Annotated in this window: 25 protein-coding genes; 10 read left to right on the forward strand and 15 right to left on the reverse strand. The window is 65.5% G+C overall.

Annotation, left to right across the window (positions count from 1 at the left end; all coding sequences use genetic code 11):
* Positions 1–161: 161 nt before the first annotated feature.
* Positions 162–1,256 (forward strand): fatty acid desaturase, encoded by a 1,095-nt coding sequence (locus tag SVA_RS13855; protein ID WP_096461779.1) that lies wholly within the window; start codon positions 162–164, stop codon positions 1,254–1,256.
* Positions 1,257–1,560: 304 nt separating this feature from the next.
* Positions 1,561–1,653 (forward strand): small membrane protein YohP, encoded by a 93-nt coding sequence (locus SVA_RS20545; RefSeq protein WP_476718303.1) that lies wholly within the window; start codon positions 1,561–1,563, stop codon positions 1,651–1,653.
* Positions 1,654–1,796: 143 nt separating this feature from the next.
* Here the strand turns inward: SVA_RS20545 and SVA_RS13860 are convergent, their stop codons facing one another.
* The 4 genes from SVA_RS13860 to SVA_RS13875 all read right to left on the reverse strand — a co-directional run bounded on the left by SVA_RS13860 (position 1,797) and on the right by SVA_RS13875 (position 4,512).
* A complete protein-coding gene (locus tag SVA_RS13860; protein ID WP_096461780.1) occupies positions 1,797–2,069 on the reverse strand; it encodes a GlsB/YeaQ/YmgE family stress response membrane protein in 273 nt (90 codons plus the stop codon).
* A 309-nt stretch (positions 2,070–2,378) separates the two neighbouring features.
* Positions 2,379–2,807: a cupin domain-containing protein gene (locus SVA_RS13865; protein WP_096461781.1), complete on the reverse strand. Its 429-nt coding sequence runs from the start codon at positions 2,805–2,807 to the stop codon at positions 2,379–2,381.
* A 136-nt stretch (positions 2,808–2,943) separates the two neighbouring features.
* On the reverse strand, positions 2,944–3,597 hold the full coding sequence (locus tag SVA_RS13870) for a class I SAM-dependent methyltransferase (RefSeq protein WP_169924110.1): 654 nt from the start codon (positions 3,595–3,597) through the stop codon (positions 2,944–2,946).
* Positions 3,598–3,780: 183 nt separating this feature from the next.
* A complete protein-coding gene (locus tag SVA_RS13875) occupies positions 3,781–4,512 on the reverse strand; it encodes a rhodanese-like domain-containing protein (RefSeq protein ID WP_096461783.1) in 732 nt (243 codons plus the stop codon).
* A 223-nt stretch (positions 4,513–4,735) separates the two neighbouring features.
* Between SVA_RS13875 and SVA_RS13880 the strand changes: the two genes are divergently transcribed.
* A complete protein-coding gene (locus tag SVA_RS13880) occupies positions 4,736–4,945 on the forward strand; it encodes a DUF2934 domain-containing protein (RefSeq protein ID WP_096461784.1) in 210 nt (69 codons plus the stop codon).
* 162 nt (positions 4,946–5,107) lie between these two features.
* Positions 5,108–5,419: a carboxymuconolactone decarboxylase family protein gene (locus SVA_RS13885; protein ID WP_096461785.1), complete on the forward strand. Its 312-nt coding sequence runs from the start codon at positions 5,108–5,110 to the stop codon at positions 5,417–5,419.
* 135 nt (positions 5,420–5,554) lie between these two features.
* On the opposite strand, the gene SVA_RS13890 is transcribed toward SVA_RS13885, so the two are convergent.
* The 3 genes from SVA_RS13890 to SVA_RS13900 all read right to left on the reverse strand — a co-directional run bounded on the left by SVA_RS13890 (position 5,555) and on the right by SVA_RS13900 (position 7,857).
* Positions 5,555–6,328, reverse strand: coding sequence for an alpha/beta hydrolase (locus SVA_RS13890; protein WP_269456948.1), 774 nt, complete (start codon positions 6,326–6,328; stop codon positions 5,555–5,557).
* Between the two features lie 81 nt (positions 6,329–6,409).
* A complete protein-coding gene (locus SVA_RS13895) occupies positions 6,410–6,907 on the reverse strand; it encodes a hypothetical protein (RefSeq protein ID WP_096461787.1) in 498 nt (165 codons plus the stop codon).
* Positions 6,904–7,857 carry an AraC family transcriptional regulator gene (locus SVA_RS13900; RefSeq protein WP_169924111.1) on the reverse strand — a complete coding sequence of 318 codons (954 nt, stop codon included), beginning with the start codon at positions 7,855–7,857 and terminating at the stop codon, positions 6,904–6,906. The genes SVA_RS13895 and SVA_RS13900 overlap by 4 nt, the downstream gene beginning before the upstream one ends.
* Positions 7,858–7,932: 75 nt before the next feature.
* Between SVA_RS13900 and SVA_RS13905 the strand changes: the two genes are divergently transcribed.
* Positions 7,933–8,499 carry a carboxymuconolactone decarboxylase family protein gene (locus SVA_RS13905; protein WP_096461789.1) on the forward strand — a complete coding sequence of 189 codons (567 nt, stop codon included), beginning with the start codon at positions 7,933–7,935 and terminating at the stop codon, positions 8,497–8,499.
* A gap of 67 nt (positions 8,500–8,566) precedes the next feature.
* On the opposite strand, the gene SVA_RS13910 is transcribed toward SVA_RS13905, so the two are convergent.
* Both SVA_RS13910 and SVA_RS13915 read right to left on the reverse strand, forming a co-directional pair.
* Positions 8,567–8,860, reverse strand: coding sequence for a TusE/DsrC/DsvC family sulfur relay protein (locus SVA_RS13910; protein WP_096461790.1), 294 nt, complete (start codon positions 8,858–8,860; stop codon positions 8,567–8,569).
* Between the two features lie 174 nt (positions 8,861–9,034).
* Positions 9,035–9,688, reverse strand: coding sequence for a glutathione S-transferase family protein (locus tag SVA_RS13915; protein ID WP_096461791.1), 654 nt, complete (start codon positions 9,686–9,688; stop codon positions 9,035–9,037).
* Between the two features lie 311 nt (positions 9,689–9,999).
* On the opposite strand from SVA_RS13915, the gene SVA_RS13920 reads away from it, so the two are divergent.
* On the forward strand, positions 10,000–10,320 hold the full coding sequence (locus SVA_RS13920) for an HU family DNA-binding protein (protein WP_096461792.1): 321 nt from the start codon (positions 10,000–10,002) through the stop codon (positions 10,318–10,320).
* Positions 10,321–10,459: 139 nt separating this feature from the next.
* Here the strand turns inward: SVA_RS13920 and SVA_RS13925 are convergent, their stop codons facing one another.
* From SVA_RS13925 to gcvA, 3 genes are all read right to left on the reverse strand, one after another.
* The gene (locus tag SVA_RS13925) at positions 10,460–10,891 is read right to left on the reverse strand and encodes an MAPEG family protein (protein WP_096461793.1); all 432 of its coding nucleotides are present in this window, start codon (positions 10,889–10,891) and stop codon (positions 10,460–10,462) included.
* Positions 10,892–11,026: 135 nt separating this feature from the next.
* Positions 11,027–11,308, reverse strand: coding sequence for a hypothetical protein (locus SVA_RS13930; protein ID WP_096461794.1), 282 nt, complete (start codon positions 11,306–11,308; stop codon positions 11,027–11,029).
* 83 nt (positions 11,309–11,391) lie between these two features.
* Positions 11,392–12,387: a transcriptional regulator GcvA gene (gene gcvA, locus SVA_RS13935; RefSeq protein ID WP_096461795.1), complete on the reverse strand. Its 996-nt coding sequence runs from the start codon at positions 12,385–12,387 to the stop codon at positions 11,392–11,394.
* 126 nt (positions 12,388–12,513) lie between these two features.
* Here gcvA and SVA_RS13940 point away from each other — a divergent pair, with 126 nt between their 5' ends.
* The 3 genes from SVA_RS13940 (at position 12,514) to SVA_RS13950 (ending at position 14,908) form a co-directional block, all read left to right on the forward strand.
* Positions 12,514–13,548: a quinone oxidoreductase family protein gene (locus tag SVA_RS13940; RefSeq protein WP_169924112.1), complete on the forward strand. Its 1,035-nt coding sequence runs from the start codon at positions 12,514–12,516 to the stop codon at positions 13,546–13,548.
* A 9-nt stretch (positions 13,549–13,557) separates the two neighbouring features.
* Complete coding sequence (locus SVA_RS13945; protein ID WP_197703218.1) at positions 13,558–14,028, forward strand: RidA family protein; 471 nt, start codon at positions 13,558–13,560, stop codon at positions 14,026–14,028.
* Between the two features lie 202 nt (positions 14,029–14,230).
* Positions 14,231–14,908 carry an FKBP-type peptidyl-prolyl cis-trans isomerase gene (locus SVA_RS13950; RefSeq protein ID WP_096461797.1) on the forward strand — a complete coding sequence of 226 codons (678 nt, stop codon included), beginning with the start codon at positions 14,231–14,233 and terminating at the stop codon, positions 14,906–14,908.
* A gap of 103 nt (positions 14,909–15,011) precedes the next feature.
* Here SVA_RS13950 and SVA_RS13955 read toward each other — a convergent pair whose 3' ends face one another.
* The 3 genes from SVA_RS13955 to SVA_RS13965 all read right to left on the reverse strand — a co-directional run bounded on the left by SVA_RS13955 (position 15,012) and on the right by SVA_RS13965 (position 16,138).
* A complete protein-coding gene (locus SVA_RS13955; protein ID WP_096461798.1) occupies positions 15,012–15,248 on the reverse strand; it encodes a YgaP family membrane protein in 237 nt (78 codons plus the stop codon).
* 125 nt (positions 15,249–15,373) lie between these two features.
* Positions 15,374–15,604, reverse strand: coding sequence for a hypothetical protein (locus SVA_RS13960; RefSeq protein WP_096461799.1), 231 nt, complete (start codon positions 15,602–15,604; stop codon positions 15,374–15,376).
* 45 nt (positions 15,605–15,649) lie between these two features.
* The gene (locus tag SVA_RS13965; protein ID WP_096461800.1) at positions 15,650–16,138 is read right to left on the reverse strand and encodes a putative zinc-binding protein; all 489 of its coding nucleotides are present in this window, start codon (positions 16,136–16,138) and stop codon (positions 15,650–15,652) included.
* 420 nt (positions 16,139–16,558) lie between these two features.
* Between SVA_RS13965 and SVA_RS13970 the strand changes: the two genes are divergently transcribed.
* A complete protein-coding gene (locus SVA_RS13970; protein ID WP_096461801.1) occupies positions 16,559–16,960 on the forward strand; it encodes a cyclophilin-like fold protein in 402 nt (133 codons plus the stop codon).
* Positions 16,961–17,065 lie beyond the last annotated feature (105 nt).

Raw genomic sequence — 17,065 nt, forward strand, 5'->3', positions numbered from 1 at the left:
GACCCGGCGACCTGGATTATCGAGCCTTCCCAACTAGACTTTCCGCTAGCAGCAGAACGCCCGCGGTCGGTTGACCGCTCTCTCTGCAAACCGTGCTGTCATCCCGCCTTGGCCTCCGGCTTGGGCTCGTCGTGGAACGCCCGAGACCGAGGTGCACATTCGTGCCATCCGTAGCGCGCATCAAGCAGCAGAAACGGGCCATCATCGATCGGTACGCCAGGCCGGACAACCTGAAGGGCTTCGCCCAGACGCTCACCACCCTGTTGCCGCTCTCCCTCCTCTGGTGGGCCGCCGCTCCGAGCACCGGGGTGTCGTACGGGCTGACCGCCGGCATCGGGCTGCTGATGACGCTGTTTCTGCTCCGGGTCTTCGTGCTGATGCACGAATGCGGCCACGGCAGCCTGTTCCGCACCGCCCGGCTGAACCGGGCATTCGGCTTCGTCTTCGGCGTCGTGTCGGGCATGCCGCAGTACGTGTGGTCCGAGCACCACGCCTTCCACCACGCGACCAACGGCAACTGGGAAAAGTACCGCGGGCCGCTCGCCATCGTCACGGTCGACGAATACGCGGCGATGACGGAGAGGCAACGGCGTCAGTATCGGCGCGCACGCAGCATCTGGATGGCGCCCGTCGGGGGATTCCTGTACCTGATCTTCAACCCGCGCGTGAACTGGCTCAGGGGCACGCTCGGCATGGTCGGTCACGTACTGAGAGGGAAGATCGCGCAGCCGCGCGTATCGATCCGGGCGCACGCGGCAAGCTTCAGGACGCCCTACTGGCGCTCCGCCCGGGAGTACGGGCACATGTTCTGGAACAACGTGGTGCTGCTCGGCGCATGGGCGGCGATGTCATGGTCCATCGGGCCCGCCCTCTTCTTCCCGCTTTACGTCGCGACCCTGTCCATCGCCGGAGGCGCCGCCATCGTGCTCTTCGCCGTGCAGCACAACTTCGAGCACGCGTACGCGAGCGCGACCGACGGTTGGGACTACGATACGGCGGCGATCAAGGGCACGAGCTTCCTGGTCCTGCCCCGCTGGCTGCACTGGTTCACCGCCAATATCGGCTATCACCACATCCACCACCTCTCCGCCCGAATTCCGAATTACCGCCTGGTCGAGTGTCACGAGGAGCACGAACACCTGTTTGCCGACGTCACCCGCATCCGGCTGTCCCGCATCCCCGCCGCGCTGAAATACATACTATGGGACACGCGCGCCCGCCGGATCGCATCCGTGAACGAGGTCCAGCCGGGCTGACGCGCGCTATTGCGTGCGCCTTCGGAAGGGACGCCGGAAAAGGTGGCTTTAAGGGCCGTGGTCGAGCGGCCTTCACGCGGAAAAACATCCCTGCCTGCGCCCTCCCTGTGTCGCTTCCCAGCCGCCGTCAGCCTGCCGCTTTGCCGGCCGTCCGGGCGCTAGGGAACGACACGACTTGCACCCGGTTCGGCGAATCGCTATGACGGTGGAACCCCGAGCCCGCTTCGAGGTCCTCTCGGGAAGCAGGGATTGCGGAAACCGGCGGGTCGCGACAGGCGGCCGCCGTCATTCACGGAGGATCGACATGGGCAAAATCATCGGATGGGCCGTTCTTATTATCTTTCTCATCGGGCTGCTGGTGGTCCTCGGCTTCTTCAAGCTGATCATTCCGGGTTGAGCGCTCGCAAGCGTTCGCGGTTCGTTGCAGCGAAGCGCGCGAAACCGGCTCGCGAGTGACCGGTCAAGAAATCACCCAGGATCCGCGCAACGACACCCTCGCCGTCGTCCTCGTCGGCGTTGCGTGTCTTCGGCCGAACGCCGCTAATGCCGGTGCTCGGCCGCACGCTTCCGGAAGAAGCCCACCTGCTGCAGGATCAGAATCAGCAGCACCGCGCCGCCCAACGCGATGAGGAACCGCAGGATGTTGCCCTGGGCCACGATGCCCAATAACCCGGCGATCCAGTTGCCGAGCAACGAGCCGACGACACCGACGAGCACGTTCGCGATGATGCCCATCTCCGCGTTCGTCTTCATGATGATGCTCGCGAGCCAGCCGACGATGCCGCCAATGATCAATGCAATAATCCAGCTCATCCGTGATCCTCCGTGATTTCCCCAAGCACGTGACTTCGACGGTCTGGGCGTCACATCGAGGCCGATCCGCCGCGCGCCACGCGGTAGCTCCCTTCGTCGGGCTGTTTGCTGTAATCGAACTCGCAAGAAAATCCGTGCGCTTGCCGTCAGCGCGGCGCATCGACCCTGCCTGCGATCGGACCGACGCCCTCTTCGTTCAGCGCCGATTCTTCATGTCGGGTATCCCGAAACGCAATTCGGATCGACCCTCGATTCCGGGCGGGACCGCCCGCGACGCCGGATCCGCCGTCTGCGGCCGGGAGACGGCCGTCACCGGACGGGAAATACCTCGGCGGGGCGAGGCGCCGTGCTCGCGTTCTTGATCTCGACTTCCACGATCCGCACCGTCGTGGGCCCGATATTGCGCGTGCTGTGGCTTTGCACGCCGCGCCAGAGCGTCTGGCCGGGGCGCAGTTCCAGCGTGCTCACGCTCCCATCGGGCGCCGTGGTCTGGAGGGTGCCTCCCTCGACCACGTAGACGGCATGCGGCCAGAGGTGCGTGTGCATCGGCGTGCTCCCGACCTTCGGCGGGTACGTCGTTTCGACGACCAGTACCTCGTCGTTTTCCAGCGCCACCCGGCGCACGGTCTGCGGGCTCTGCCGGGTCGTGGCGCAGCCTGCGAGCAGGAACAGGACGAGCACGGGAACAAGCGCCCGCCCGCGCCCTCCTCGTGCGATGCGATCGATTTTCTTGGGCATGACCGGCCTCCTCCACGGGTAGCCAAAGAATAGGAGAAACCGGTCGGATCGTCGAACACCCCGCGGACGAAGGCGTGGATGTCCGATCGAGACGGACGAGCGCTGTCTCCGTTTTTCCTGCGGACGACCTTATGCCCTAAGGCCGCTCGAACAGCACGGCGTAGGTCCGGCCCCGCCACGGCTCGGGCCCGCGCAGGACCTGAAAGCCGGCCGCCTTTGCCTCCCGCAGCACCGTTTCCGTCGGCGTGCCGTGCCCGCCGTGCCGTTCGGCCGTCTCGGACCCGGCGATCCAGTCGAGGAGGCTGCCCGGCTCGAAGTCGATGACGAGGTACCGGCCGCCGGGCCGGAGGGCGCGAAAGACATCGGCGTTGATGTCGCGCGCCTCGGTGAGATGGTGGTAGACGAGGCGGCTGAACAAAGCATCGCAGCAACCTTCCGGAAGACGGGTGCTCGATACGGCGCCGCGGATCGCCTCGACATTCGAAAGCTTCGCCTCGGCCGCCGACCGCCGGATGCCGGCGAGGAGCTCGTCGTCGACCTCGGTCGCGTACACCCGGCCTTCCGGTCCGACACGGCGCGCCAGCGCCACCGCGTACGTCCCCTTGCCGGCACCGAGATCGGCGATGCGCGTCCCCGGCCGCACTTCCAGCCATTCGGCCAGGCGCTCGACCTCCTGCGCGCGCGTGCCGTGCACGAACGGCACGTACGGCAGCTGCGCGGCTGCCAGCGCGATCAGGCCGGCGACCACCAGCAGCAGAACGGCGGACCGTCGCTTCCATCGGGGTGACATGCAAACCTCCCTCGGCGGCCGAACCGGGTCCGTATTCTTCCATTTTCCGCTCGACGACCGAAATCGGGATGTTCCGGCGAGCATGCCCGCTCGCCGCGCTCTTCGGACGCGCGGTGGAACGCCGCGGCAAGAAGAAACCCGCCTCGCGGCGGGTTTCCTGTTTCCTGTCGGAGCCGACAGGGATCAGTCGGCCATGTCGTACAGGTAGGCGTACGGCTGATAGATCAACGGCGGCAGCAGACGCGTGTCGTAGGGGAGCGCCTGGTGATAGCGCCATCCGTTCTTGTCGCCGTCGTTCAGGACGCCGTCGTGGTTGATATCGACGGACACCGTCTTGGTGGTTCCGTCCGCCTGCTTCTGGGGCGCCGTCAGGTAGATGCCGACGAATCCCTCCCAGATGTTGCGCACGTTGGTGTAACCGCGGTCGGTCAGGACGTTCGCCGCGTTGACGCTCCGGACGCCGGTGCGGCACAGGGTGTAGATCGGCGTGCTCTTGTCCGGAACGAGGCTCTCGACGTAGTCGGCGAAGGCAGCGGGGTCCTGCGCGATCTCGGCCACCTTACCGCCCGCGCACGCACCGTCGGGGGCGCGGCCCGCTTCGTCGCAGTATTGATAGATGTAGGGATAAGGGACGTTGTAGGCGTGCTCCGGATGACCGGCCTTGTATTCCGGAGTGCTGCGTACGTCGATGATCACGGGCTGCTTCGAGGGGCTGCCCCACTTGCCGCGGCTGGCGACCGTGTCCGCGAAAGCGCGGGCGGGGCTGATTTCCGAATGATAGTAGCCGCACAGTCCCGAGCGGTTCTCGTGGAACGGACACGGTGGTTCCTCGGCCGGGGCCGTCCCCGAGAACGCGGCGGCGCCGAGCGCGGATAGAGCGAGGGAGAGAAACTTGGTTTTGACGAGAACGTTCATACCGCCTCCCAGTGGTTTCGATGCATCTTCGATCGGAAGTGAAGCGAAGGCGACGTAGCGTAAATGAAAACGCGCGCGCCGCGACGCGAAGCGGGCGGTCGTTTTTCCAAACGACGAAAACGACCGGATCAGCGGCCCTCATCCAGAGGAAGCGCCGATGTCTAATAACGATGGCGTCTCACGCGCCGGTAGAACGGAATTTTCTCAACTGCTGGAGATTGCGATGGCCAAAGCAAAAGGCAAGGCGACAGCGACCGTCAAGACGTTTCCCGGAAAGACCGCCCTCACGACCGAAGAGCGGCACCGGATGATTGCCGAAGCGGCGTACCTCCGCGCGGAAGCGCGCGGCTTTCGGGACGGTGATCCGCTCGAAGACTGGCTGACGGCCGAGGCGGAGTTCGATCGCAAGCGGTCCGGGACCCGCGCGGCGTAAGGCTTTCCCTCCCACCGTCACGCTGTCGGCGCCGAGCGTCCCGGCGCCGAGTGTGACCTCCGCGGGTTATTCGGCGCGGGCACGCTTCCGCGTCCGCCGGACGTCGACGTTCCGGCCGGTTTCTCCTATCCTGTTCGGCCCAATGGCAAAGGAGATCCGGCCATGCCGCGGACACTCGACCACTTCAAGGAGGAGTTCCCCAGGACCTGGACGGCCTACGAGCAGCTGCGCAACGCGTGCGATACCGAGGGACCTCTGGACCGCAAGGTCGCCGAGCTGATCAAGATCGGCATCTCCACCGCGCTCGAGCACGAGGGCGGTCTCATCGCCCACGTCTCGCAGGCGCGCAAGGCCGGCGCCACGGAGAAGGAGATCGAACACGCGATTCTCGTGGCGACCGGCCTGGCGGGGTTTCCCGCCGTGCTTCAGGCGTCCGAGCTGGCGCGGGACTACCTGGAAGCACAGGCGGACTGAGCGTCCGCCGGCGAGTCCGGCCGCGGCGGGCGGCATCCGGCCGCTCGTCATTTGCGGCGGCGAACGCGACTCCCGGCGGTGCGACGGGCGGATTCGAAGCGTCCGTGGCATCGCCTTCCGCGCGAAACACGTCCGTCACCGCTTGCCGCCCGCATCCCGATTCCGCTCGAGCCAGGCCAGGGCGTAGGCCGCCACTTCCTCCCATCCTGGTTCGCCCACCAGCCAATGGGCGAGCCCGTCGTACTCTTTGTACGTCGCCACCGCCTGATACCGTCGCGCGACTTTGCGTACGACGGACGCCGGCGTGATCCGGTCTTGCGCGCCGGCCAATACCAGGACCGGGCAGTCGACCTTCGAGGCGTCGACGTTCGCGGCACGTCGTGAATCGAGCGGCCAGAAGCCGATCTCGAAGATCGCCCTTCCGGACTCGTACACGAATCTCTCGTAGAGCTTCCGCCGTTCCGCTTCCGGGAACCGGTGCAGCAGCGCGTAGGAGACGTCGGCGAACGCCGGCCGCACCGGCTTTCGCCAGAATGCCCAGGTGGTACCGATCCGCCAAAAGCTTCGTATCACCGTCGGGGTGATCGGCAGGATCCCGGCGGGCGATGCCGGCGCGATCAGCACGAGCGCCCTCGCCAGTCCGCGGGCAGCGAGCATCTGGGCGAGCAGCCCGCCCAGGGAATGGCCCATGACGATCGGCTTTTCGCCGAGCCGTTTGATCTCGCGCTCGATCGCCGCAGCGTAGTCGAGCAGACTCGCGGTTGCGAGCCTCGGATCCGGGATGCCGCGGGGCTCCATGTCATGGAACGGCAGCGTGACGGCGACGCAGCGGTAACCGGCCGACTCGAACACGTCCCGATATGCCGTCCAGTGCCACGGCCCGCCCCACATGCCGTGGATCATGACTATCGTTTTGTCGACGTTTCCGCCCTCAGCAGGAGACTGCGTGCGCCAAAGCCGACGACATCGGCCGCGAGGCCTATCCGGCGTTCACGCTTTTTCTTCGGTTCGTTCCGTGCCCGTCCAGTGTTTCACGAGAACGACGAAGACGATGTAGTGCGTCACCAGCAACGCCGGGACCCAGAACGCCGGTATCCAGTATGCCGGCCCCATGTGCGCATCGGCCCGGTAGATCGTAGCGAGCGTTATCGCGGCGATGAGATCCAGGGTTCCTTCCACGTTGAAGATCCATACCAGCCGCCGCGCCGATCGCACGTTCCTGAGCACGGCGGCGATGGCGGCCAGGGCCAGCAGGGCGGCAATAAGGTCTCCGAGCGCCGCCGGGTAGGCGAATTGCCGGGGGATTCCGGCGTAAGTCGCTCCCGGCGTGAGAAACATGAGTCCCAGATGCCGAAACGAGTGAAGCAGAAGAATCGGCAGCAGAACGGCCTGCGGCCGGAGGTCCGGCAGTTTCGGGAAGAGGTAGATCCTGGCGGCAATCCAGAACACCAGGGTGCTGAACAGAAGATTGACGGCGAGAACGTTCACCCGCTCGCGTGCACACCGGCGCGTGCGCGGCGCCGCACGTCGCCCGGGCCGACGCCGCGCACGCGCCGAAACGCACGGCGAAACGCGGCTTCCGTCTGATAGCCCAGCCGCTCCGCGATCTGCGCCACGGAGGACCGTCGTTCCTTGAGCATGTCCTCCGCGAGATGCATGCGCCAGGTCGCGAGGTAATGCATCGGTGTGACGCCGAGCAGCGCAACGAAACGCTCGGCGAAGACGGTGCGCGACATGCCGGCCGCGCGCGCGAGCGTCTCCACGCGCCAGCCCTCTCCCGGAGCCCGATGAAGCGCGGTCAGCGCACGCGCGATGCGCTCGTCCTTGAGCGCGGCGAGAAAGCCAGTGAGTCCCCGCGCCCGCTGCATATGGTGTCGCAGCACCAGCACGAACATGACCTCCGCGAAACGGTCGAGCACGCCCTGCCGGCCGGCTGCGCCGGCCTCGAACTCGGCGACCATCAGGCGGGCGAGCGCGTGCAGCGGCGCGGAGGTCTCCTGGTCTTCGCTGCGCACCACGATCACTCCGGGCAGCGCCTGCATGATCGGGTTCAACCCGCCCGCCCCGAAGTCGACCATCGCGCACAGCACCGTGGTGAATGGTCCCTCGCCGGTCGCGTCCGTGCGCATTCCCCGTTCGCGCCTGGGAGTGCCCGAGAGCTGGTGCCAATCGGCGTGTGGGAACATGGCCAGATCGCCGCCCCGCAGGACCAGGGGCTCGCGCTCGCCCTGGCGGTGCAACCACGCCTGGCCGCGTCCGACGAGGTGAAAGACCGCCCGGTTGATACCGGTCGAATCCAGCGCCCACGAACCGCTGTAGCTGCCCTGCTTGAACAACCCGACGCGCAACCGAAGGGCGTGCAGCACGTCCGAAAGGAGATCGAACTCCGGCGTTTCGGGTACGAATTCCGGACTGTCTGGGCTTATTCGTACGGCCATGATCGGCCAACCTACGCCTCCACGACGAAACGGGCAAGGCGCCCGCTTTCGCGGCAACCCGATGAGGAGACGGACATGAACCGCTTCACCGTACACAGCCTGGAAACCGCGCCGGCCGGCAGCCGGCCGCTGCTGGAAGGCCTGCATAAGGCCTTCGGCTTCGTTCCCAACCTCTACGCCGTGCTGGCCGAGTCCCCCGCCGCGCTGAAGGGGGCGCTCGCGATCGGCGAGGCCTTTTCGAGATCCACGCTCTCCCCCGCGGAGCAACAGCTCGTGGCGCTCGCCGTGTCCGAGGCGAACGACTGCCGGTTCTGCGTCGCGGCACATTCGACCCTGGCCAAGCACGCGGCCAAAGCGGACCCGGCGGCGGTCGCCGCGGCACGGGCCCGCGAGCCGCTCGCAGACCCGAAGCTCGACGCGCTCGTGATCTTCACCCGCAAGGTGGTCGAGCAGCGCGGTTGGGTGGCGGAGGGCGATGTCGCGACGTTCCTCGAGGCGGGCTACACCAGGGCGCAGGTCATCGAGGTGCTGCTCGGCGTAGGCATGAAGACGTTCAACAACTACGTGGACCACATCGCGCACGTGCCGTTGAACGATCAGTTCAAGGCGGAGGCCTGGCAGCCGAAACGAAAGGTGGCGTGAAATCCGGTTGTCGGACCAGGCGGGTCGGATCGCATGCCGTGACCCGACCCGCTCTTTGCCCGCCCGATCAGACGCAGCCCGTCGGCTTGGGCAGACCGCCGTACTTCGTGATCGGCTTCATCGGGCCCGTCAGCCAGAGCTTGAACAGGTCTTTCTGATCCTCCTCGATGAACTTGGCGAACTTGCGGATCGGCGGCACCACGCCGAACTGCTCGTAGTAATCGCGCGCCTTCTCGATGTGAGACCACTTCACCTCGTCGAGCGCGACGCCGTCGGCCTCGGCCATGGCCCGCGCGATCTCCGGCGTCCACGCGTCGCGATCGACCAGGTAACCGTCCCCATCACGTTGCGGAATTTGCATCTTCAGAGCTCACTTTGGATTTGGTCGGGCGATTATCCCAGAATAACCGAGCGGATCAATCAACTTTATCGGTACCGGCGATTCTTCGCTTGGGGCACTGGATCGGCCGAAGAACTGCGTCGGTCCCGAACGCCGGCGCTACGAGTGCCCATAGGCCGCAGAGCGGAAGCCCGATCAGTCGCGGTCCGGCGCGCCCAGAGGAAAAAACGGACGGTACGGCCGCGCTTCGTCGACCGCGCGCGCGAACGAAGGCCGCGCGAGCAGCCGTTGCCGATAGGCGCGGACGTTCGGGAAGCCGGCGCCGATCGGGTGGACCCAATCCGCATAGAACAACGACGGGGCCGCGGCACAGTCGGCCAGGCTGAAGGCGTCGCGGGCGGCCCACTCCCGTCCGGCCATCGCCTTCTCGAGCCAGCCGTAGGCCGTGTCGAGCATCGCGCGCGCGTCGGCGACGCCCCGGGGATCGCGTTCCTCCGGTGCGCGAAGGCGGTCGAGCACGATCTTCTGCATTGGCGTCATGACGTAGTTGTCGAAGAAGCGGTCCATCATCCGCACGTCGAGGGCCGCGCGCGGATCCTCGGGAATCAACCGGACCGGTCCGGGGTGATGAAGCGCGAGGTGCTCGATGATGACGCTCGACTCCACCACCGTGCGACCGTCGTCGACGAGCACCGGCATCTTTCTGAACGGCCACAGCGCCTCGTGCTCGGCCGCGGTCTCGGGGTGCTCCGGGGCGAGAAGGCGGTACTCGAAGGGCGTGCCGTTCTCGTACAGCGCGATGAGCACCTTCTGGCAGTACGAAGAAAAGGGGTGGGCGTACAGTTTCATGGAAGTGCGCGATTCCTGAATTTGAGTTGGTCTGCGCGACCCGTCCGCGATCGGGCCGCCTCCAGTCGACGTTCGGGGAGGGTCGGAATCGACGCCCGGAGTCGGGACCGCCTCGCGAGCGACGTGTGCGCCGTTCCCTGAATAACCACTCCGAACCCCGTTCATTATCCCTCCGGCCCGTCGACGGCGCGCCGCCGATGAATGACGCTTATTTTTTCGGCGTTTGCCGGTAGAATTGCGGCGCTTTTTCGAGGGCCCGTGCGGTTTTCGATCAAAGCTTCCTCAACCTGCAACCAGGAGTGATCAGTTCCATGGCGAAAGCCAACATGAAACCGACGACCAAGTCCGAGATCTACGCCTATATCGCGGAGAAGACGAACCTCAAGCGCAAAGACGTCGCAGGCGTGTTCGAGAACCTGAATGCCCTGATCAAGCGCGACCTGAATCCCAAGAAGGGTCCCGGAGTGGTCAACCTCGCCGGTCTGATGAAGATCAAGGTCATCCGCAAGCCGGCGCAGCCGGCGCGCAAGGGGATCAACCCGTTCACCAAGGAAGAGGTGATGTTCAAGGCCAAGCCGGCCCGCAACGTGGTGAAGGTCCAGCCGCTGAAGTCCCTCAAGGGAATGGTCTGAGGTCTCTCGATCCCGGGGATCCCGGCCGTCTCCTCTCGGCGCGTTTTCGGGATCCCCCTTCCCCTCGCAATCCCCTCCGTTCCTGCCTCGCCACCATGGCGTCCGATCCTGTCGGTCATCGGACCCCGTTGGCCCTCGGTCAACCGGCCACCGAGGGGAAGAGCCGATAACCGGCGACCACCCAGAGGCCGACGAGCAACGCGTTGCTCGCGCCGAATGCGACCAGTCGGTGAATGACGTTGTTGTACGTGAGATGGATCGCGCTGTGGACGACGCGCAGGGCGACGTAAGACCAGGCCAGCGCGACAGCGATGGGAGAAGAGGCGGCGATCGCGTACAGCAGGAGGCAGACCACGTAGAACAACACCGGAACCTCGAGCAGGTTCATGTAGTTCCGGTTGGGGATGCTGACGTCCGAAGGCACCGACCTGGACTCCCCGAACTTGAAGTCGTCCGCCATCACTCGCCCCCGCAAGGCTGCACGTATGCGGGCAACCGGAACAAGGAGCAGGACGAACCCGGTCCAGGCGGCCAGGACAAAGACGGGATGAAGGATTGCGGTCTTGTTCATGTTTTTTGACAGGCTGCTCCGGGCGGCATCGATCGTCTCTTTCTTGGTATCCCGCCGACGCCCGAATGCAGCCGCACCGGGATCCGAGCCCGTCTTATTTGGCGGCCTGACCGCATCTCGCGCGCTTCGCCCGCGTCAACGGTGCTGCCGCAGCAGCTTCGAATACAGTGTGAGCAGCTCGAGGCAGCGTGCGCCTGCTTCTTCGGCGGTCGAGACCTGTTCGCCGCCGGCATTGACCGCCTTGATGACGGATCGGTCGCCTTTCGAAGCGGCGGCCATGCCTTTTTGCAGCGCGGTGATGAATTCTTCGGCCAGCTCGGGATGATGCCGCGTCAAATTGGCCATCCAGGTCGCGGCATCTTCCAGTGTGCCTTGATTGACGTAAGCGCCAAAAATGTTGTCCAGCGTTTCGGCCATGGCGAAGACCTGTGCTTGGGCGAGCGGTTCGAGTAAGCGGTCGGGTCGGTCGCGATATCGCGAATATAAACGAAAACCCGGATCTATCCCCGCTTTGCGGACGGAGCGTTGCCGGCCGCTCCGGCGTGGCGGCGAGATCCGTCTCCTTTTTCCCGGTTATCCATCTCGTCACGCATGGCCACGAGCCACTTGTAAAACTTTTCCACCTTGTCGCCCGCTCGACTCCGCGGATGGACGACATAATAGTTGTGTTCCAGGTCGCAGGGCGTGTCGAACGGGCGGACCAGACGCCCCGCCGCGACGTCGTCGGCCACGACGAAGCTGCAGCTCAGCGCCACGCCCTGGCCGTTGATGGCGGCATCGATCGCCAGCACGGGGTTGCTGAAGTGCAGTCCGCGGGTGGCGGGCACGCTGTCGATCCCGGCCGACGCGAGCCAGGTTTTCCAGCTGGGCAGCACTCCGGTTCCCTTGATGGTGTCGTCGTGCAGCAGCGTGTGGTAGCGCAGATCGCTCGGCTCCTTCAGCGGATGCGCGCCCTCCAGGAGCGCCGGGCTGCAGACCGGGTACACCTTCTCCGGAATGCCGGGACGGAGCGATCTGCTCTCGAGGCCGGGGTAGTCGCCCGTTCCGAAGCGGATCGCCACGTCCACCTGCGCGCGCCCCAGATCTTCCACCTCGTGGGTAGCGTCCAGGCGGACGTCGATCTCCGGGTGTCGTTCGCGGAACAGATGGATGCGCGGCAGCAGCCACTTGGCGGCAAAGGCGGGTGTGGCGCTGACCGTGAGCACGTCCCGCGATTCGACCTTGGTCAGATGGCCTATCGCGTGCTCGATCAGGGCAAACGCCTGTTTCAGTTCCGGCAGGATCAACTGCCCCTGGTCGGTGAGCACCACCCGTCGCTTGACCCGCTTGAAGAGCGGCATCCCGATGTAGTCCTCCAGCCCCTTGATCTGGTGGCTGATCGCCGCCGGCGTGACGCAGAGCTCGTTCGCGGCCGCCACCAGGCTCAAATGCCGTGCCGCGGCTTCGAAGGCCCGCAGGGCATTGAGCGGCGGAATGCGGACCCTGGCGTCTTTCATTTAGTTTTCCTCATGTACTGCCTGAGAAAGTATCAATTTCGCACTCTGCAGAACGCTACGAAAATCGTGCTCGCTCGAAAACGCGAGCACCGATCATTCAGGCAATCTAAACAACGGAGGCGAACAATGAAAGCCGCTTACATGACCCGCTTCGGCGGGCCCGAGGTATTCGCCGTGGGGGATCTGGCCACCCCGCAGGTGCGTCCCGGCCATGTCCTGGTGCGCGTCGAGGCGGCCGGGCTCAACTACTACGACACGCTGGTGCGCCGGGGCGCCGTCAGCCAGGCGATCCCGCTTCCCCACGTCCCGGGATCGGACATCGTCGGCCGGGTCGAGACCGCGGCGGACGACGTCGAAAGGTTCAGGCCCGGCGACGCGGTCATCGTCGCCCCGGGATTTCCGGTCGACGAGGCCGACTGGCAGGCGGAGAAGGAGAACTTCGCCCCGAGCTATTACCCGGGCGGCACGTTCAATCACGGCGGTTACGCGCAGTACATGCTGATCCACCAGCGCTGGCTGCTGAAGAACGACACCGGCCTGCCGGCGGAAGAGCTCGCGACGATCCCGCTCGTGCTGGTCACCGCGATGCACACGGTCGGCACGCTCGGACAGGCCGGCCCGGGCATGCGCATGCTGGTCCACGCGGGCGCCTCGGGCAGCGGCAGCATGGCCATCCAGGTCGCCAAGGCGCTGGGCGCGTCCGTGATGACGACCGTGAGCACGCCACGGAAGGCCGACCTGGCTCGACGTCTGGGCGCCGATGAAGTCGTCTTCTACCGGGAACGGAACTTCGCGGACGCCGCGAAGGAATGGACGGGCGGCGACGGCGTCGACGTCGTGATCGACAACCTGGGCGGAAGCGCCATGCGCGACAACGTGCGTGCCACGCGCTGGGGCGGACGGATCGTCAACTACGGCCTGGTGGCCGGCCTGGAAACCACGCTGCCCAATATCTACGAGTTCTTCCGCGGCCAGTATCAGCTGATCGGCTCCTTCATGGGCACGCTGGGGGAGCTCGAACGGGGTCTGCGGCTCGTCAAGGCGGGCAAGGTGAAGCCGGTGCTGGACGAGGCCTTGCCGCTGAACCGGGTGCGCGAGGCCCATGCCCGCGTGGATAATCACCAGGTCGCCGGTAACCTGGCGCTGCTTCCCTGGACATAGAGGACGACCGTGCACCCCATCGATGTGCGTCTCAATGAGCTGGGCATCGTGCTGCCGGAGCGCAGCCGGCCGGCGGGCAATTACCTGCCCGCCTGCCGCTGCGACCGGCTGCTGTTCGTCTCCGGCCAGTTCCCGCTCGAAAACGGGCGGCTCAAGTTCGCCGGACAGATCGGACGCGACCTGACGCCGGAGGACGGCTACGCGGCGGCGCGGTTGGCCTGCCTGAACGCGCTCGCGCACGTCCGGCACGAAACCGACGGCTGGCAGCAGCTCGACGGTATCGTGCGCATCGATGGCCACATCAGCTCCGCGTCGGAATTCCACGGTCAACCGAAAGTCCTGGACGGCGCCTCGGACCTGCTCAAGGCGGTGCTGCAGGATCGGGCGGGTCATGCCCGTACCGTGTTCGGCCACAGCGTGTTGCCCCTGAACAGCAGTATCGAGCTGGTCGTGATCGCGTGCCTTCGGCCGACGGTCTAGAGAGCACCGGGAGTGGAACGGAAATGGATCCGGGGCGCTCCTTGCACCTCGGGTCCCGCCAACACGATGCGCTGAAACCGCGCCGGACTTCGCCGGGGCCACGACGGACCGCTTGCCTGGACAGCGCGAGGTGGCGCGCTTAATCTGGCGCGCTTGCGTGCCGTCCCCGATCAATCGAGTCAATCCAGACAAGGACCTCTCCATGCGTGTCATCGTGCCGTGCGTGTTTGCCGCCCTGTTCGCGTCCGCTTCCGTGGCCGTCGCCGCGGGTCCGGAACCGAAATCGGAGGAGCAGAAGACGTTTTATGCCATCGGCGTACTCCTCAGCGGGAACCTTTCCACGTTCAATCTGAGCAAGTCCGACCTCGAAATGGTCAAGGCCGGGCTGAGCGACGGCGTCCTCAATCAGAAGCCGAAGGTGGACGTGAACGCCTATCGCCCGAAGATCCAGGAACTGCAGAAGACCCGCATGGCGTCCGTCATGCAGCGGCAGAAGCAGGCCGGCGCCGCGTATGCGGAGAAGACCGCGGGTCAGAAAGGCGCGAGCCGGACCGCGTCGGGGATGGTGTACGTCCCGCTCAAACCGGGCAGCGGCGCTTCGCCGGCCGCGACCGACCAGGTGAAGGTGCACTACAAGGGGACGCTGATCGACGGGAAGGTCTTCGACAGCTCGATCGAGCGCGGCGAGCCGGTGACGTTCGGACTGAACCAGGTGATCCGCTGCTGGACCGAAGGGCTGCAGCTCATGAAAGTCGGCGGCAAGAGCAGGCTCGTGTGTCCCTCCGACATCGCCTACGGCGACACCGGCCGCCCCCCGGTGATTCCGCCGGGAGCGACGCTGGTGTTCGAGGTGGATCTGCTCGATATCGTCAAACCGTAACGTCGCGCGCCGTCTTGATGACGGGTCGGACCGGGCTTCCGCGCATTCCCCGGACCCGGAGCGGAAACAGGTTCGACCCGGTTCTCTTGCCGTACGTCGTGTTTCAGACAGCGGTTCCGCGCCGCCGCGGCATGGGCCTGTCCGCCTTGCGCGTCGAAATGCCGAACGGCACATAGGCGGGGCAATAGCCGACGAGGCTCGTGACCGCGAAGACCACGGCCACGACGCCGAGCACGACGGCCACGGTCCCGCTGATCTGCCCGGTGAAATACAGCGCCGCGATGATGGCGGCGACGACCAGTCGGGCGGACCGATCGATGGTTCCCATGTTGAGCTTCATAATTACCTCCTTGCGAGCGGCCTGATTACCGGAACGGTGCCGGATCGGACCGGTGCTGGCACGGGCAAGACCGCGCCGATGATGAGCCATGGTTCAGCTCCTTCTGCCGGTGCTTGCGCACGCCCTCATGGGCGGGCTCCCGAATGCATCGACTCCATGGCGCCCATGGGAGAGAGGCCGGCAAACGTCGCATAGGCACCGAGCAAGGGAAAAAGAGCGCCGATCGCGAAGACGACGATGGCCAGGATCCGGCCGAACGTCTGCAGCTGGCCTTGGGCCTTGGAGGACGTGAACAGAATGAAGTAGCCCAGGACGACCCAGAGCGTGGCAGGAATAAGGCTGAAGAACAGGTACATGACGTCACCTCCGACGAACGCGCAGCGACACGACTCGCGGCGATGTCAAGCCGCCCTGGCCTGTTCCTTCAACATCGCCTTGATCTTGTCCGCCACCTCTCGCGCCACCGCCTTTCGCTCGTCTTCGGGGACGTCGTCCATCGAAAAGAGATCGGTGTATTTCCTGTAGAGCGGCAGCGCATCGATATGAAGCACCTTCTCGTCGTGAATCAGCTTCGTCAGCACGCGTCCGTGGCACTTCAGGAAACAACCATCGATCATGACGGCCCTTTCCGCCTCCTTGACCCAGCGCGCCATCGTCGAATGCGGCACGAAGAAGGTCTCCGCATGGCACGAGCGTGCGTAACCCGGCACTTCGTTTGCCACCAGATTGGCAGCGAGCCGCGCGATCTCTCCGCGGATGCAGGGTCCCTCGCACGAGAAAACGGGGATCTTCTTTTCCGCGATCATCCGCTTTGCATACTGCTCACCCGCGGGACAAAGCCCTTTCACTCCTTCCACTTCAAGTGAGAAGTCCGGTGTGTAGTCGTCCATCTCAACCTCCTCTCCCGGAGAGCTCCAGGAGTCGGTCTCGCTATGCAGGCTGCGCCCCGCAGAGACCGGGCAGGAGAAGAAACGAGGTTCTTTCAGTTGCCGACGACCGCGAGGCGGAGCGGCGTACCGACCCTATGTTGCGAAAGCGCCTGCCGCGGCGCTTTGATCGGCATCAAACTGCGCGATCGGGCGATCGGCAGAAGATTGGTTTATCGCGCATTAACTGAACCGATCGCCTTGTGTCGCCGCGCTTCTCCACACGCGATCTGGGGGCCAGGCGCGGGTAAGCTACGTAAGGCTTTGCTTGCCACGAACCGTTTGCCGTCCTACAGCCTCATTTCCCCGCTGGCGGCGCAGCGCCGACCGCGCCTCCGGCGGACACCCAGGGGGGTTCATCTTTCGCGAGCGAGGAGGGGAATCGTGCGGCGCGTCAAAATGACCATCGGGTCGGTCGTCCTCGAGGCGGAGCTCCTCGATACGCCGACGGCGGACGCCATCTGGAACGCGCTACCGTTCGAGTCGAAGGCCCGGACGTGGGGCGAGGAGGTCTATTTCTCCACCCCGGTCAGCGCGGAGCGGGAAGCGGACGCGCGCGACGTCGTGCAGGCCGGCGAGCTGGCCTTCTGGGTGGAAGGCGATTGCATCGCGATCGGGTTCGGCCGCACCCCCGTCTCCCGCGGCAACGAGATCCGCCTGGCGGCACCGACGAACATCTGGGCCCGGGCGCTGGGCGACGTGAAGCAGCTCGGGAACGTGAAGGCGGGCGCCGCGATCCGGGTGGAGAGAGCCGCCCATATCGACCCCCACATGCCCGATTCCTAGAATCACAAATCGTCTTCTCGTTCGTTCGCCGAGGTCGCGGCGTCGCGCAAGTTTGCTCCGGTGTCCGAGATTGGCGGGTCGTTTGATCGCGCATCCACGTTTCCT

The organism is Sulfurifustis variabilis (assembly GCF_002355415.1).
Lineage (GTDB): Bacteria > Pseudomonadota > Gammaproteobacteria > Acidiferrobacterales > Sulfurifustaceae > Sulfurifustis > Sulfurifustis variabilis.

What these genes read in the sequence shown, in the direction of transcription:
- SVA_RS13940 (WP_169924112.1), top strand. Translation starts at nt 12,514, where the DNA reads ATGAAAGCCGCTTACATGACCCGCTTCGGCGGGCCCGAGGTATTCGCC.
- SVA_RS13880 (WP_096461784.1), top strand. Translation starts at nt 4,736, where the DNA reads ATGGCCAAAGCAAAAGGCAAGGCGACAGCGACCGTCAAGACGTTTCCC.
- SVA_RS13905 (WP_096461789.1), top strand. Translation starts at nt 7,933, where the DNA reads ATGAACCGCTTCACCGTACACAGCCTGGAAACCGCGCCGGCCGGCAGC.
- SVA_RS13865 (WP_096461781.1), bottom strand. Translation starts at nt 2,807, where the DNA reads ATGCCCAAGAAAATCGATCGCATCGCACGAGGAGGGCGCGGGCGGGCG.
- SVA_RS13870 (WP_169924110.1), bottom strand. Translation starts at nt 3,597, where the DNA reads ATGTCACCCCGATGGAAGCGACGGTCCGCCGTTCTGCTGCTGGTGGTC.
- SVA_RS20545 (WP_476718303.1), top strand. Translation starts at nt 1,561, where the DNA reads ATGGGCAAAATCATCGGATGGGCCGTTCTTATTATCTTTCTCATCGGG.
- SVA_RS13910 (WP_096461790.1), bottom strand. Translation starts at nt 8,860, where the DNA reads ATGCAAATTCCGCAACGTGATGGGGACGGTTACCTGGTCGATCGCGAC.
- SVA_RS13925 (WP_096461793.1), bottom strand. Translation starts at nt 10,891, where the DNA reads ATGAACAAGACCGCAATCCTTCATCCCGTCTTTGTCCTGGCCGCCTGG.
- gcvA (WP_096461795.1), bottom strand. Translation starts at nt 12,387, where the DNA reads ATGAAAGACGCCAGGGTCCGCATTCCGCCGCTCAATGCCCTGCGGGCC.
- SVA_RS13915 (WP_096461791.1), bottom strand. Translation starts at nt 9,688, where the DNA reads ATGAAACTGTACGCCCACCCCTTTTCTTCGTACTGCCAGAAGGTGCTC.
- SVA_RS13875 (WP_096461783.1), bottom strand. Translation starts at nt 4,512, where the DNA reads ATGAACGTTCTCGTCAAAACCAAGTTTCTCTCCCTCGCTCTATCCGCG.
- SVA_RS13860 (WP_096461780.1), bottom strand. Translation starts at nt 2,069, where the DNA reads ATGAGCTGGATTATTGCATTGATCATTGGCGGCATCGTCGGCTGGCTC.
- SVA_RS13950 (WP_096461797.1), top strand. Translation starts at nt 14,231, where the DNA reads ATGCGTGTCATCGTGCCGTGCGTGTTTGCCGCCCTGTTCGCGTCCGCT.
- SVA_RS13955 (WP_096461798.1), bottom strand. Translation starts at nt 15,248, where the DNA reads ATGAAGCTCAACATGGGAACCATCGATCGGTCCGCCCGACTGGTCGTC.
- SVA_RS13900 (WP_169924111.1), bottom strand. Translation starts at nt 7,857, where the DNA reads ATGGCCGTACGAATAAGCCCAGACAGTCCGGAATTCGTACCCGAAACG.
- SVA_RS13965 (WP_096461800.1), bottom strand. Translation starts at nt 16,138, where the DNA reads ATGGACGACTACACACCGGACTTCTCACTTGAAGTGGAAGGAGTGAAA.
- SVA_RS13960 (WP_096461799.1), bottom strand. Translation starts at nt 15,604, where the DNA reads ATGTACCTGTTCTTCAGCCTTATTCCTGCCACGCTCTGGGTCGTCCTG.
- SVA_RS13930 (WP_096461794.1), bottom strand. Translation starts at nt 11,308, where the DNA reads ATGGCCGAAACGCTGGACAACATTTTTGGCGCTTACGTCAATCAAGGC.
- SVA_RS13920 (WP_096461792.1), top strand. Translation starts at nt 10,000, where the DNA reads ATGGCGAAAGCCAACATGAAACCGACGACCAAGTCCGAGATCTACGCC.
- SVA_RS13885 (WP_096461785.1), top strand. Translation starts at nt 5,108, where the DNA reads ATGCCGCGGACACTCGACCACTTCAAGGAGGAGTTCCCCAGGACCTGG.